General features: G+C 66.2%; 2 protein-coding genes. Both read left to right on the plus strand.

Annotated features, from left to right (window positions below):
• Positions 1-113 precede the first annotated feature (113 nt).
• A complete protein-coding gene (locus ACUXVH_RS29115; RefSeq protein ID WP_445496580.1) occupies positions 114-11,261 on the plus strand; it encodes an amino acid adenylation domain-containing protein in 11,148 nt (3,715 codons plus the stop codon).
• Positions 11,261-15,993: amino acid adenylation domain-containing protein (locus ACUXVH_RS29120; RefSeq protein ID WP_445496582.1), on the plus strand; the 4,733-nt coding region annotated here is incomplete at its 3' end. The genes ACUXVH_RS29115 and ACUXVH_RS29120, both read left to right, overlap by 1 nt.

Raw genomic sequence — 15,993 nt, forward strand, 5'->3', positions numbered from 1 at the left:
CAAGCGGGTTGTTCTGGCGCTGTGCGGGGTTAATTTTCCCCGGCCTTCATCCGTTCCGTAGGGATGACCGAGCCAATGCTCGATACCCAACAAGTAAGTACGGATGACTCCCGATGAATGCAGAAGACTCCTTGAAGCTCGCCCGCAGATTCATTGAACTGCCGCTGGAAAAGCGCCGGCTGTTCTTGAAGGCTCTGGACAAGGAAGGCGTCGACTTCTCTCTGCTGCCGATTCCGGCGGGGGTTGCGGTGCCTGATCGCCAGGCCCTGTCCTATGCGCAGCAGCGCATGTGGTTTCTCTGGCAACTGGATCCGCAGAGCGCGGCCTACAACCTGCCCAACGCGGTCCGCCTGAGCGGGCCGCTGGACCGGGCAGTGCTGGCGCAGGCCTTCGACTGGCTGCTGGAGCGGCATGAGAGCCTGCGCACGGTCTTTGCCCTGGAGGACGATGAGCCTCGGCAGCTGATCCAGGAGGCGCGGGTCGACATCGATTATCGGGAGCTCTGTGACCTCGACCCGGCGCAGCGCGAAACCAGGGTGCAGCAGTTGGCCGACGCCGAAGCGCGCCGGCCCTTCGATCTGCAACAGGGGCCTTTGCTGCGGGTCTGCGTACTGGGCCTGGGCGAACAGGAGCACGTGATGCTGCTGACCCTGCACCATATCGTCGCGGATGGCTGGTCGATGGGGGTCTTGATCGAAGAATTCCTGCACGCCTACGACAGCCTGCTCCAGGGTGAGGTGCCGAACGTCCCGGCGCTGCCGATCCAGTACCGCGACTACGCCCTGTGGCAGCGCAGCTGGCTGGAGGCAGGGGAGCAGGAGCGGCAACTGGACTACTGGCGGGCCAAGCTGGGGGACGAGCATCCGCCGCTGAAACTGCCCACCGACCATCCGCGGCCGGTCCATTCCAGCCGCCAGGGGCGCCGCCTGGATTTTGCCCTGGAACAACCCCTGGCCCAGCAACTGGGCGCCCTGGCGCGCCAGCAGGGGGTGACCCTGTTTGCCGTGCTGTTGGCCGGCTTCAAGCTGCTGCTATCGCGCTACAGCGGCCAGCAGGACATCCGGGTCGGCGTGCCCATCGCCAACCGCACGCGCCAGGAAGCCGAGGGGCTGATCGGCTTTTTCGTCAACACCCAGGTACTGCGTACCGCACTGAGCCCGCAATTGACAGTGCAGCAACTGCTGGCCGATATCCGCGAGACTACCCTGGGCGCCCAGGCCCATCAGGACCTGCCCTTCGAGCGCCTGGTGGAAGCCCTGCACCTGGAGCGCAGCCTGAGCCACAGCCCGCTGTTCCAGGTGCTGTACAACCACCAGCCCCAGGTCACCGAACTGACCACCTTGCACAGCCGCTCCGGGCTGCAAGTGCAGGCCTTGCCGCGCAACGAGCGCACGGTGCAGTTCGACTTGACCCTGGACACTTTCGAACGCGGTGGCCAGTTGCAGGCCGCCTTCACCTACGACTGCCAGTTGTTCGAAGCGCAGACCATCGAGCGCATGGCCGGCCACTGGCAGAACCTGTTGTGGGCGATGGTGCGCGAGCCGCAGTCGGCGCTTGCCGAACTGCCGCTGCTCAGTGCCCAGCAGCACCGGGGCTTCCTGGCCCAGGGGGCTGGCGCAGAAGAGGTGTTCAGCGCCGAATCGGTGCTCGAACTCTTTGCCCGCCAGGTCGCCGCGCAGCCCGAAGCACCGGCCCTGGTATTCGCCGGGCAGTGCCTGAGCTACCGCGAGCTGGACCTGCGTGCCAGCCGTCTGGCCGCAGCGCTGGTGGCGCGTGGCGTGGGGCCGGAAGTGCCGGTGGGTATCGCTGTGGAGCGTTCCCTGGAGATGGTGCTGGGCCTGTTGGCGGTGCTCAAGGCCGGCGGTGCCTATGTGCCCCTGGACCCGCAATACCCCGAACAGCGCTTGAGCTACATGCTTGAAGACAGCGGCGTACGCCTGCTGCTGAGCGAGACGGCGGTGCAGCCGCGGCTGCCGGTGGCGGCCCGGGTCGAGGTGCTGTTGCTGGATCAGGCACAGGCCTGGGCGCCGGACAGCGATCCGCTGGCAGCCTTGCCCGGGATGGCTGCCGGGAACCTGGCCTATTCGATCTACACCTCCGGCTCCACTGGTGCCGCCAAAGGCGTGAGCATCACCCACGGAGCCCTGGCCAACTATGTGCAGGCGATCATCCAGCGCCTGCCACTGGGGGCTGCGCGCACTATGGCCGTGGTCTCGACCATCGCCGCGGATCTTGGCCACACCACGCTGTTCGGCGCCCTGTGCTCCGGCAGTTGCCTGCACGTGATCGACCTGGATACCGGGTTGGACGCCGACGCCTTCGGCGCCTACCTGCACACCCACCAGATTGATGTATTGAAGATCGTCCCGTCGCATTTGCAGGCGCTGATGAGTGGCGAAGAACCGGCCCGTTCCCTGCCGCGCCAGTGCCTGGTGCTGGGCGGCGAGGCCTGCCCGGCGGCTCTGGTCCGCAGGATCGCGACCCTGGCACCGGAGTGCGCGGTGTTCAACCACTACGGCCCCACGGAAACCACGGTCGGCGCCCTGACCATGGCCGCCGCCACGCTGGCGGACGAGCGGGCGGTGGTGCCCCTGGGCCTGCCGCTGGCCAACGTCCGTGCGCGGGTGCTGGATGCATCCTTGCAACCGGTGGCGCCCGGCACTCCGGCCGAGCTGTACCTGGGTGGCGCCGGCCTGGCGCGGGGTTACCACCAGCGCGCGGCCTTGACCGCCGAGCGCTTTGTGCCGGACCCCTTCAGCGGCGACGGGCAGCGCCTGTACCGCACCGGTGACCTGGCGCGCTATCTGGACGGCGGGGTTATCGACTACCTGGGCCGCATCGACCATCAGGTGAAGATCCGCGGTTACCGTATCGAGCTGGGGGAAATCACCGCGGCCCTCAAGCAGTTGCCCCAGGTCGAAGACGCCGTGGCACAGGTGGTCAGTGTGGCGGGCGAGTCGCAAGTGGCGGCCTATGTGGTACTGGCCAAGGCTCAGGAACCGGAGGCGGCGTGGCAGGAGATCCGCCGGCAACTGGCGGTGGCCTTGCCCGACTACATGCTGCCCATGCATTTCCTGGCGTTGGCCGGCATGCCCTTGACCCCCAACGGCAAGCTCGACCTGCGGGCCCTGCCGCCATTGCAGCAGCAGGCGCCGGTGGAAGCCTTTGTGGCCCCGGTCAGCGAGCTGCAGCAGGGCATCGCGGCGATCTGGCAGGCGGTGCTCAAGGTCGAGCGGGTGGGCCTGGGCGACAACTTCTTCGCCCTGGGTGGCCATTCATTGCTGGCAACCCAGATCATGTCCCGGGTGCGTCGCCTGCTGGGGGCGGACGTGCCGCTGCGGGTGCTGTTCGAAACCTCGCGCCTGGACGAATTCGTCGAACAGGTACAGGCCTGCGCGGGCGCCGCGGCACTGCCGCAGATCGAGGTGCTGGAGCGTGATGGGCCCTTGCCGGCCTCCCATGCCCAGCAGCGGCAATGGCTGTTCTGGCAGATGCATCCGCAGAGCACCGCCTACCACACGCCGATCGTGGTCCGGTTGCAGGGGGAGCTGGACCAGGTTGCCTTGCAGCAGACCTTCGACGCCCTGGCCCAGCGCCATGAAGCGTTCCGCACCACTTTCACCCAGCATCAGGACCGTCTGTGCCAGGTGGTGCATGCGCAAGGCGAGATCAGTGTGGCCTGGGAGCGGCTGACGCCTGGCCTGCCCCGCGCGGCCGTCCAGGCCCGCGCCCTGGAGGAGACCCAGCAACTGTTCGACTTGGAGCACGGCCCCCTGTGCCGGGCCCGGGTGCTGCAGATCGCCGAGCAGGATTGCCTGTTGGTGGTGACCTTGCACCACATCATTTCCGATGGCGCTTCCATGAGTGTGCTGGCCCGGGAGTTCGTCGCGCTGTACCGCGGCTTGATCCAGGGGCAGGCACCGCAGTTCGAGCCGTTGAGCGTGCAGTACGCCGACTACGCCAACTGGCATCGCAGCTGGCTGGAGCAGGGCGAGCAGCAGCGTCAGCTGGATTACTGGCGCCAGCAACTGGGGCTGGAGCATCCGGTTCTGGAGCTGCCTCTGGATCATCCACGCCAGGCGCTGGTCACCCACCGCCAGGAGCGCCTGGGCCTGCGCCTGCCGACGGACCTGGAACAGGGGTTGCGCCGGGTGGCGCGGGAACATGACATGACCCTGTTCCAGCTGTTCCTGGGATCGTTCGCGTTGCTGCTGCACCGTTACTCCGACCAGCCGGATATCCGCATCGGGGTGCCGGTGAGCAATCGTCGCCACCAGGAAATGGAAGGGGTGATGGGCTTCTTCGTCAACACCCTGGTAATGCGCGTCGAGCTGGCGCCGAGCCTGCCGGTGGGGCAGTTGCTGCGTCAGGTCAAGGCCACGGCCCTGGCCGCCCAGGCCCATCAGGACCTGCCGTTCGATCGTCTGGTGGATGCCCTCAAGCCCCAGCGTGCGCTGGATCAGAACCCATTGTTCCAGGTGATGTACAACCACCTGAGCATTGCCGGGGAAAGCACCGACGGCACCAGCCTGCCGGGCCTGCAAGCCGAGGAAATGGTCCTGCAGGGCGGTACCGCGCAATTTGACCTGACCCTGGAAACCCTGGAGACCGACGCCGGGATCAACGCTTCGTTCATCTATGCCGGCGAATTGTTCGAGGTCTCCACCGTCCAGAGCCTTGCCGATCACTGGCGCAATCTGCTGCAAGGCATGCTTGAACCGCAGCAAGCCCTGGGCGAGCTGCCGATGCTGGGCCAGGACGAGCAGCGGCGCATTCGCCAGGAGTGGGACCACACCGATGTGGTCTACCCGACCCATCGTTTTGTCCACCAGCTGTTTGCCGATCAGGCGGCCAAGGCGCCGGACGCCCCGGCGGTGTTCTTCGCCGAGCAGCGCCTGAGCTATCGCGAGCTGGATACTCAAGCCAACCAGCTGGCGCACAAGTTGATCGAGCTGGGCGTTGGCCCGGAAGTGCGGGTGGCCATCGCCATGCCGCGTTGCGCGGAAATCATGGTGGCCTTCCTGGCCGTGCTCAAGGCCGGTGGGGTTTATGTGCCGCTGGATATCGAGTACCCCCAGGACCGCCTGCGCTACATGATGCAGGACAGCGGCGCGTGGCTGCTGCTGACCCAGAACCATCTGTTGGATCGCTTGCCGATCCCCGATGGCCTGCCGACCTTGTCGGTGGAACGCGCCGCAGATTTTGCAGGCTACCCGGCCAGCGCCCCCCAAGTGGATCTGGCCGAGGAAAACCTCGCCTATGTGATCTACACCTCCGGCTCCACCGGCTTGCCCAAGGGCGTGGCGGTGTCCCATGGTCCATTGGCCATGCACAGCCTGGCCACCGGCGAGCGCTATGAAATGAGCCCGGCGGATTGCGAGTTGCACTTCATGTCCTTCGCCTTCGACGGCTCCCACGAAGGCTGGATGCACCCGCTGATCTACGGGGCCAGCGTGCTGATCCGTGATGACAGCCTGTGGTCGCCGGAATTCACCTACGAGCAGATGCACCGCTACGGCGTCACCGTGGGCGTGTTCCCGCCGGTGTACCTGCAGCAACTGGCGGTGCACGCCGAGCGTGACGGCAACCCGCCGGCGGTGCGGGTCTACTGCTTTGGTGGCGATGCAGTGCCGCAGGCCAGTTACGATTTGGCGTGGCGAGTGCTGCGGCCCAAGTACATCTTCAACGGTTACGGCCCGACTGAAACCGTGGTGACTCCTTTGATCTGGAAGGCCAAGGCGGGCGATCCGTGCGACGCGGCCTATGCGCCCATCGGCAATATCGTTGGCAACCGCAGCGCCTATGTGGCCGATGCCAACCTCAACCTTTTGCCGGTTGGCGTGGCCGGCGAGCTGTACCTGGGCGGCCTGGGCGTGGCCCGGGGTTACCTGGATCGTCCGGGGCTGACGGCCGAGCGTTTTATCCCTGACCCCTACAGCACCACCGGTGCCCGGTTGTACCGCAGCGGCGACCTGACCCGCTACCGTACCGACGGCCTGGTGGAGTATGTGGGCCGTGTCGACCATCAGGTGAAGGTGCGGGGCTTCCGTATCGAGCTGGGCGAGATCGAAGCGCGCCTGCTGGAACAGGACCCGGTGCTGGAAGTGGCGGTGATCGCCCAGCCAGGGCCGAGCGGCCAGCAGCTGGTGGGCTACATCGTGCCGGTGGACGCCGAGGTGGCGTCGAGCAACGAGCGCCAGGCGCAGTTGCGCGAGAGCATCAAGGCGCGCCTGCGCGAGAGCCTGCCGGACTACATGGTGCCGACCTACCTGCTGTTCCTCGAAGCACTGCCGCTGACACCGAACGGCAAGCTGGACCGCAAGTCGCTGCCGAAAGTCGATGCGCAGCTGATGCAGCAGACCTACGTCGCGCCGCAGAACCCGCTGGAACAACAGATCGCGGCGATCTGGGCCGATGTGCTGAAGCTTGAGCAGGTGGGCGTCACCGACAACTTCTTCGAACTGGGTGGCGACTCGATCATCTCGATCCAGGTGGTCAGCCGGGCGCGGCAGGCCGGTATCCGCTTCACCCCCAAGGACCTGTTCCAGCACCAGACGGTGCAAGGGCTGGCCACGGTGGCGGAGCAGGGCGAGGGCGGTTTGCAGATCGACCAGGGCCCGGTGCGTGGGCAAATGCCGCTGCTGCCGATCCAGCAGTGGTTCTTCGACACCCCGGTGCCGGAACGGCATCACTGGAACCAGTCGGTGCTGCTCAAGCCGCTGAAGGCTCTGAGTGCCGAGGCACTGCAGCAGGGCTTGCAAGCCTTGCTCGAACACCACGACGGCCTGCGCCTGAAGTTTGTCGAAGAAGGCGCAGCCTGGGTCGCGACTTATGCCCCGCTGGGGCAGGTGACTGCGGCACCGTTGGCGGCGACGCAGGCCGATGCGCTGCTGTGGCTGGCGGACGACGCCACTGAAGATTCGTTGCAAGCCCTGTGCGATACCGCGCAACGCAGCCTCGATCTGCAACAGGGGCCTTTGTTGCGTGCCGTGCTCTTCACGTTGCGTGATGGCACCCAGCGCCTGCTGCTGGCCATCCATCACCTGGTGGTGGACGGGGTGTCCTGGCGGGTGCTGCTGGAGGACCTGCATCAGGCCCTGGTACAGCAGGCCGCCGGGCAAACCATCAAGCTGCCGGCCAAGACCAGCTCTTCCCAGGCCTGGGCCGGCCAGTTGCAAGCCTATGCCCGCAGCGCGGCGCTGCAGCAAGAGCTGGGTTACTGGCAGGCGCAGTTGCAGGACGTGGATTCGGGCCTGCCCTGCGACCGGGCAACGGATCAGGTGGTGATCAAGGATGCCAGGAGTGTCAGCACCGAGCTGGACCCAAGCTATACCCAGCGCCTGTTGCAGGATGCGCCGGCGGCCTATCGCACCCAGATCAACGATCTGCTGCTCACCGCCCTGGCCCGGGTCATCACCCGCTGGACCGGCGACAGCAGCGCCCTGGTGCAACTGGAAGGCCACGGCCGCGAAGAGCTGTTCGACAGCATCGACCTGAGCCGCACCGTGGGCTGGTTCACCAGCGTGTTCCCGGTGAAGCTGACGCCGCAGCCGGCCCTGGCCGACTCGATCAAGCTCATCAAGGAACAGCTGCGGGCCGTGCCCAACAAGGGCATCGGCTTTGGTGCCCTGCGCTACCTGGGGGACGAAGCGGCGCAACAGACCCTCGCGGCATTGGCGGTGCCACGCATCACCTTCAACTACCTGGGCCAGTTCGATGGCAGCTTCGATGAGCCGGATGCCTGGTTTGCCCCCAGCGCCGAAGCCAAGGGTGCCGATCAAGGCGCCCAGGCTCCGCTGGGCAACTGGCTGAGCATCAATGGCCAGGTCTATGGCGGCCAATTGAAGCTGGGCTGGACCTTCAGCCAGGCGATGTTCGATACCGCCACCATCGAGCATCTGGCGGATGACTACGCCCGGGAACTCAAGGCGCTGATCGAGCATTGCAGCCAGCCCGAGCACCGTGGGGTAACCCCGTCGGACTTCCCGCTGGCGGGCCTGAACCAACAGCAACTGGACCAGTTGCCACTGGCCCTGGCCGAGGTCGAGGACCTCTATCCGCTGTCGCCGATGCAACAGGGCATGCTGTTCCACACCCTCTACGAGCAGGGCGCGGGCGACTACATCAACCAACTGCGGGTGGATGTGGACGGGCTCGTACCCGAGCGCTTCCGCCAGGCCTGGCAGGCGGCCATCGACAGCCATGACATCCTGCGCAGCGGCTTCCTCTGGCAGGGCGAGCTGCCGGCGCCGATCCAGGTGGTGCACAAGCGTATCCGCCTGGACTTTGTCGAGCATGACTGGCGGGCGAACGAGGCCGTGCCGGCCGCCCTGGATGGCTTGGCCGAAGAAGAGCGCCTGCGTGGTTTCGACCTGCTGGCCGCGCCCCTGCTGCGCCTGACCCTGGTGCGCACTGGCGAGCAGCGTTACCACCTGATCTACACCAACCACCACATCCTGATGGACGGCTGGAGCAACTCACGGCTGCTCGGGGAAGTACTGCAACGCTATGCGGGGCAGTTCGCGAGCCATGCGCCCGGGCGCTACCGCGACTACATCGCCTGGCTGCAACGCCAGGACGCCCAGCTCAGCGAGACCTTCTGGAAGCAGCAACTGGCGGTCCTGGATGAGCCAACCCGTCTGGCCCAGGCCATCAGCCGCGGTGGCCAGGCCCTGGCCGGCAAGGGCTACGCCGCCCATCAACAGCACCTGGACCTGCAACAGACGCAACGCTTGAGCGAGTTCGCCCGCCAGCAGAAGGTCACGGTCAACACCCTGGTGCAAGCCGCGTGGCTGTTGCTGCTGCAACGCTACACCGGGCAGGACAGCGTGGTGTTCGGTGCCACCGTGTCCGGGCGCCCGGCGGAGCTCAAGGGCGTGGAGCAACAGATCGGCCTGTTCATCAACACGCTGCCGGTCGTGGCTGCGCCGCGCCCGGACATGCCGGTCAGTGACTGGCTGCAACTGGTGCAGGAACGCAACCTGGCCCTGCGCGACTTCGAACACACGCCGCTGTACGACGTGCAGCGCTGGGCGGGCCTGGGGGGCGAGGCGCTGTTCGACAATATCCTGGTGTTCGAGAACTACCCGGTGTCCGAGGCCCTGGCCCAAGGTGCACCGGCCCAGTTGAGCTTCGGCATGGCGGCCAACCATGAGCAGACCAACTACCCGCTGACCCTGTCGGTGTACCTGGGGCAGACCCTGGCGTTCGACTACAGCTATGCCCTGGAGCATTTCGCCGAGGCGAACATCCGGCAACTGGCGGGCTACCTGGAGCAGGTGCTCATGGCGCTGGTGGAGCAGCCGCAGTCGAGCATCGGCGAGTTGGCGTTGACTGGCGCTACCGAGCGCCGCTTGATCGAGGAGCAACGCAGCCGTACTCCGGCGCGAGACCTGTCGCCGCTCTGCGTCCAGCAGTTGATCGAGGCCCAGGCCGCACGCACTGCGGATGCCGTGGCGCTGCTGTGCGCCGGCCAGCAACTGAGCTATGGCCAGTTCAACCAGCGGGCCAACCAGTTGGCCCATGCGTTGATCGAGCAGGGCGTGGGCCCGGATGTGCGGGTGGGCATTGCCGTGGAGCGCGGGCTAGACATGATTGTCGGCTTGCTGGCGGTGCTCAAGGCCGGTGGCGCCTATGTGCCGCTGGACCCCGAATACCCCCAGGAGCGCCTGCACTACATGATGCAGGACAGCGGCATCCAGCTGCTGCTGACCCAGTCGCCGCTGCTGGAACGCCTGCGCGACGGGGTGGAGGTACCCCACCTGTGCCTGGATCAGCAGGGCCTGGACGGCTACTCCCTGAACAATCCAGCGCCGCGGGCCCAGGCCGACAACCTGGCCTATGTGATGTACACCTCCGGTTCCACCGGCCGGCCCAAGGGTGTGGATATCAGCCACCGCGCCTTGACCCAGCACGCCCAGGTTTCCCGGGACTACTTCAACATGAGCGCGGCAGACCGTGGCCTGCAGTTCTCCACCTTCAACTTCGACGCCTTTGTCGAACAGCTGTACCCGGCGCTGATCTGTGGCGCCTCGGTGGTGATTCGCGGCAAGGCGCTGTGGGACAGCGAAACCTTCTACCGCGAGCTGATCGAGCAGGGCATCAGCATCGTCGATCTGAGCACCGCCTACTGGTTCATGCTGGGCAAGGACTTCGCCAGCCGCGAACCCCGCGACTTCGGCCGCCTGCGCCAGCTCAACCTGGGGGGCGAAGCCATGCCGGCAGAAGGCGTGGCGGCGTGGAAGAAGGCCGGCCTGAAACACGCCTGCCTGCTCAACACCTACGGGCCGACCGAGGCCACGGTGAGCGTTACCGCCCATGACTGCAGCCGTTACCTGCAGGACGGGCAAGTCTTGCCGAGCCAGATGCCGCTGGGCAAGGGCTTGCCGGGCCGCTCCATCTACTTGCTGGACAACAGCGGCAACCTGACCCTCAGCGGCGCCACCGGCGAGCTGATGATCGGGGGCGAGCTGCTGGCCCGGGGTTACCACGACCGTCCAGGCCTGACTGCCGAGCGTTTCATTCCCGATCCGTTCAGCAGCGATGGCGGTCGCCTGTACCGCTCCGGCGATCTGGCCCGCTATGACGCCGAGGGCGTGATCGAGTACGCCGGGCGCATCGACCACCAGGTGAAGATCCGCGGTTTCCGCATCGAAATGGGCGAGATCGAAGCGCGGCTGCTGGAGCTGCCACTGGTGCGCGAAGCCGTGGTGCTGGCCCAGGAGGCGGCCGGTGGTCCACAGCTGGTGGCCTACGTAGTGGCGGCCGCGGGCGTGGCGGTAGAGAGCCCGGAACAGCAGGCACAGGTGCGCGAGCAACTCAAAGCGGCCCTCAAGGAGGTGCTGCCGGACTACATGCTGCCGGCGCACCTGCTGTTCCTTGAGGCCCTGCCGCTGAGCCCCAACGGCAAGCTGGACCGCAAGGCCCTGCCCAAGGCCGACGCCAGCCTGTTGCAGCAGGCCTACATCGCCCCACAGAGCGAACTGGAACAGCAGGTCGCGGCGATCTGGGCCCAGGTGCTGGAGGTCGAGCAAGTGGGCATGAACGATAACTTCTTTGAACTAGGTGGGCATTCCTTGTTGGTAACCGCGATGGTCTCTCGAGTCCAGCTCAAGCTTGGGCGCCAGGTCAGTGTGCAGATGGCGTTTGAATTTCCCACCCTGGGGCTGTTCGTCAGCCAGTTGCAACAGACGCCCGGCCAGGTGCAAGGCGCCGACCTGAGTGCGCTGGAACTGTTGCTCGACGAAATGGAGGCTGTGTAATGGACAACACCACCGCGCTGAAAATTGTCAAAGGCTTCATCCTGCTGCCCCTGGAGAAGCGCAAGGTCTACCTGCAGAAGATGCTCGAACAGGGCATCTCCCCGGCCAACCTGCCGATTCCCGAGGTGCGCCTGAGCCAGGAGCGCCTGCCGCTGTCCTATGCCCAGCAACGCCAGTGGTTCCTCTGGCAACTGGCGCCCGAGAGCACGGCCTATCACATTTCCAAGGCCCTGCGCCTGCGCGGAAAACTGAATGTCGAGGCCTTGCAGCGCAGCTTCGACAGCCTGATCGCCCGGCATGAAAGCCTGCGCACGCATTTCGTCGAGGAGGCCGACACGGCGCTGCAGGTGGTCGCCCCCGAGGCGCGCCTGGAACTGGTGCGCCAGGCACTACCGGCGCAGGCGAGCCAGCAGCAGATCAATGCGGCCGTGCAGGACTTCGTCCAGGCCCAGACCCGGCAGCTGTTCGATCTGCTGGCCGGGCCGTTGCTCAGGGTCGGCCTGTTGCAGGTGGCCGAGGATGACCATGTGCTGGTCCTGACCCAGCACCACATCGTCTCCGATGGCTGGTCGATGCAGGTCATGGTGGATGAACTGATCGCGTTCTACATCGGTTTCTGCCAAGGGCAGACGGCGTCGTTGCCGGCGCTGCCGATCCAGTATGCCGATTACTCCCTCTGGCAGCGCCACTGGATGGAGGCCGGTGAAAAGGACCGGCAACTGGCCTACTGGACAGCGCAACTGGGCGGCGAGCAACCCTTGCTCGAACTGCCTCTGGATCGCCCGCGCCCCGTGGTGCAGAGCCATCGGGGCGGGCGCCTGGAGCTGACCCTGGAGCAGCCCTTGAGTGAAGCCCTGGGCAGCCTGGCCCAGCGGGAAGGGGTGACCCTGTTCATGCTGTTGCTGGCCTCTTTCCAGACCCTGCTGCACCGCTACAGCGGCCAGGCCGATATCCGCGTCGGTGTGCCCATTGCCAACCGCAACCGGGTCGAGACCGAGCGCCTGATCGGCTTCTTCGTCAACACCCAGGTGCTCAAGGCCGAGATCGACGGGCAGATGTCCTTCAGCCAGTTGCTGCAGCAGGTACGCCAGACCGCCCTGGCGGCGCAGGCGCACCAGGACCTGCCTTTCGAGCAACTGGTGGAGGCCTTGCAGCCGGAGCGCAGCCTGAGCCACAACCCGCTGTTCCAAGTGATGTTCAACCACCAGGTGGAAGCGGCGGGCGCAGGTAAACCCCTGAACCTGCCTGGCCTGAACATCGAGGCCCTGGACTCCCAAGGGCAGTCGGCGCAGTTCGACCTGACCCTGGACACCGTGGAAACCCAGGGCCGGATCGCCGCGTCCCTGGTCTATGCCACCGATGTGTTCGACGCCGCCACCATCGAGCGCCTGGCCGCCCATTGGCGCCAGTTGCTGCAAGGCGTGGCCAGCCAGCCGCAGCAGCGCATCGGCCTGTTGCCATTGCTGGGGGCCGACGAGCAGGCGCAGATCCTCGACCAGTGGAACCGGCTGCAGCAGGCATTCCCTTCCCGGGCCTGCGTCCATCAGCTCATCGAGGCTCAGGCCGCCAGGGCGCCCCAGGCCATTGCCCTGACCTTCGCCGGGCAGAGCCTGGACTACCAGCAGCTCAACGAGCGGGCCAACCGTCTGGCGCACAAGCTCATCGAGCAGGGCGTGGGCCCCAATGTACTGGTGGGGCTGGCGGTGGAGCGCAGCCTGGAGATGGTCATCGGCCTGCTGGCGATCCTCAAGGCCGGCGGCGCCTACGTGCCGCTGGACCCGGCCTATCCCCAGGACCGCCTGCAGCACATGATGCAGGACAGCGCCATCGCCCTGCTGCTGACCCAGGAGCATCTGCTGCAGGGCTTGCCGGCGTTTGCCGGCAGTACCTGGTTGCTGGAGCAGCCCCTGGACGGCTACCGGGTCGACAACCCCGAGGTCGGGGTGACGCCCGAAGACCTGGCCTACGTGATCTACACCTCCGGTTCCACCGGCAAGCCCAAGGGCACCTTGCAGCCACACCACAACGTCCTGCGCCTGTTCGCGGCCACCGAGCAGTGGTTCCAGTTCGGCGCCGAGGATGTCTGGAGCCTGTTCCACTCCTATGCGTTCGACTTCTCGGTGTGGGAGATCTTCGGTGCCCTGCTGTATGGCGGGCGGCTGCTGATCGTCCCCCAGGAGGTGGCGCGCTCGGCCCAGGACTTCTACCCGCTGCTCTGCAGCGAGGGCGTGACGGTGCTCAACCAGACGCCGTCGGCGTTCCGCCAGTTGATGCACGTGGCCTGCAGCGCCGAGCCTGCGCATCGGTTGCGCTACATCGTGTTCGGTGGCGAGGCCCTGGAGGTCAATACCCTGCAACCCTGGTTCCAGCGTTTCGGCGATCAGCGCCCGCAGTTGGTGAACATGTACGGCATCACCGAAACCACGGTGCACGTGACCTACCGTCCCTTGTCCGTGGCGGACCTGAGCCTGGCGGGGGCCAGCCCGATTGGCGAGCTGATCCCCGACATGTCCTGGTATTTGCTGGACAGCAACCTGCAACCGGTGCCCAAGGGCTGCATCGGTGAACTCTATGTCGGGCGTGCCGGGCTGGCCTGGGGCTACCTGAACCGCGGCGACTTGAGTGCGGCGCGGTTTGTCCCGGACCCGTTTGGCGAGGCTGGTGGGCGGCTCTACCGTACCGGCGATCTGGCGCGTTATCAGGCCGACGGTTCGGTCGGCTACATCGGCCGTATCGACCACCAGGTGAAGATCCGCGGTTTCCGCATCGAGCTGGGGGAGATCGAAGCGCGGCTGCTGGAATTGCCTGCGGTGCGCGAGGCGGTGGTGCTGGCCCCGGAAGGTCCCGATGGCCCGCAACTGGTGGCCTACGTGGTGCCCGCCGGCCTGGACTGGAACGGCCAGGATCCGCTTGCCGAGCAACTGCCCCTGCGCGACGCCATCAAGGCCGGGCTGCGCGAGCACCTGCCGGGCTACATGGTTCCGGCCCATGTGCTGTTCCTCCAGGCGCTGCCCCTGACCGCCAACGGCAAGCTCAATCGCGCTGCCTTGCCGGCCATCGACGGCAGCCTGTTGCAGCAGGCCCACGTGGCCCCGCGCAGCGAGCGCGAACAGCAAGTGGCCGGGATCTGGGCCCAGGTGCTGAAACTGGAAAAGGTCGGCTTGACCGATAACTTCTTCGAGCTCGGCGGCCATTCGCTGCTGGCTACCCAGGTGATGTCGCGCATCCGCCAGGAGCTGGGCATCGAGGCCCCCCTCAAGCTGTTGTTCGAAGGCGAGTCGCTGGAAGATTTCGTCCGCCTGCTGGGCCCGGAAACTGCCCAGCCACTCCAGCCGATTCCCCTGGTGGACCGGCAGCAGCCGCTGGCGGTGTCCTATGCCCAGGAACGCCAGTGGTTCCTCTGGCAGCTGGACCCCGACAGCAGCGCCTATCACATCCCCATGGCCCTGCGCCTGCGCGGCTCGCTGGATAGCCGGGCCCTGCAAAGCAGTTTCGATGCCTTGATCGCCCGCCATGAAAGCTTGCGCACGCACTTTGTCGAGAGCGCCCGGGGCCTGATCCAGGTGATCGCGGCCCAGGCCCGCTTGCCCATCAGCCAGCAGGACTTGTCCCTGCTGGTGGAGGCCGGCAACACCGATGACTTGATCAAGCAGGTTATCGACACCCAGGTACGTCAGCCGTTCGACCTGCGCCAGGGGCCGTTGCTGCGGGCCACCCTGGTGCGCCTGGCGGAGGACGAGCATGTGCTGGTGCTGGTCCAGCACCACATCGTTTCCGATGGCTGGTCGATGCAGTTGATGGTGGAGGAACTGATCCGGCTCTATGGCGCCCATAGCCAGGGGCAGCAGGCCGAGTTGCCGGCGCTGGCGGTGCAGTACGCGGACTACGCGGCCTGGCAACGCCAGTGGATGGAAGCCGGTGAGCGCGAGCGGCAACTGGATTACTGGTTGCAGCAACTGGAAGGTGGCGCTCAGGTTCTGGATTTGCCCCTGGACCATCCGCGGCCGTTGCAGCAAAGCCACAAGGGCGCGCGCCATGGCATCAGCCTGGATGGCGCCTTGCCGGGGGCCCTGAAACAGCTGGCCCAGCGTGAAGGGGTCACGCTGTTCATGCTGTTGCTGGCCTCGTTCCAGGTGCTGCTGCACCGCTACAGCGGTCAGGCGGACATCCGCGTCGGGGTGCCCACCGCCAACCGCAACCGGGTGGAGACCGAGCGCCTGATCGGCTTCTTCGTCAATACCCAGGTGCTCAAGGCTGAAGTCGATGGGCAACTGAGCTTCAGCGACTTTCTGCGTCAGGTCAAAAGAGCCGCGCTGCAGGCCCAGGAGCATCAGGACCTGCCCTTCGAACAACTGGTGGAAGCCCTCAAGCCGGAGCGCAGCCTGAGCTACAGCCCGCTGTTCCAGGTGATGTTCAACCACCAGGCGGCCGCCCGCCAGGACGCTGCAACCCTGGAGGTTCCAGGGTTGCAGGTGCAGATGCTCAGTGGCGAGGACAGCACGACCCAGTTCGATCTGAGCCTGGATACCTTCGAGTCCGAGGATGGCCTCTGGGCCTCCCTGACCTACGCCACTGACCTGTTCGAGGCGTCCACCATCGAGCGTCTGGCCCAGTCCTGGGTGCAGTTGCTGCAGGGCATTGTCCAGCAGCCACGTCAGCGCCTGGGGGACCTGCCGCTGCTGGGCGCTGCCGAGCAGCACCAGTTGCTGCACGAGTGGACCCCGGCCACCGG

It is taken from the genome of Pseudomonas sp. 8(2025) (genome assembly GCF_052665325.1).

Excerpts from the sequence above, each read along its gene's own strand:
- ACUXVH_RS29115 (WP_445496580.1), top strand. The coding sequence starts at position 114 with ATGAATGCAGAAGACTCCTTGAAGCTCGCCCGCAGATTCATTGAACTG.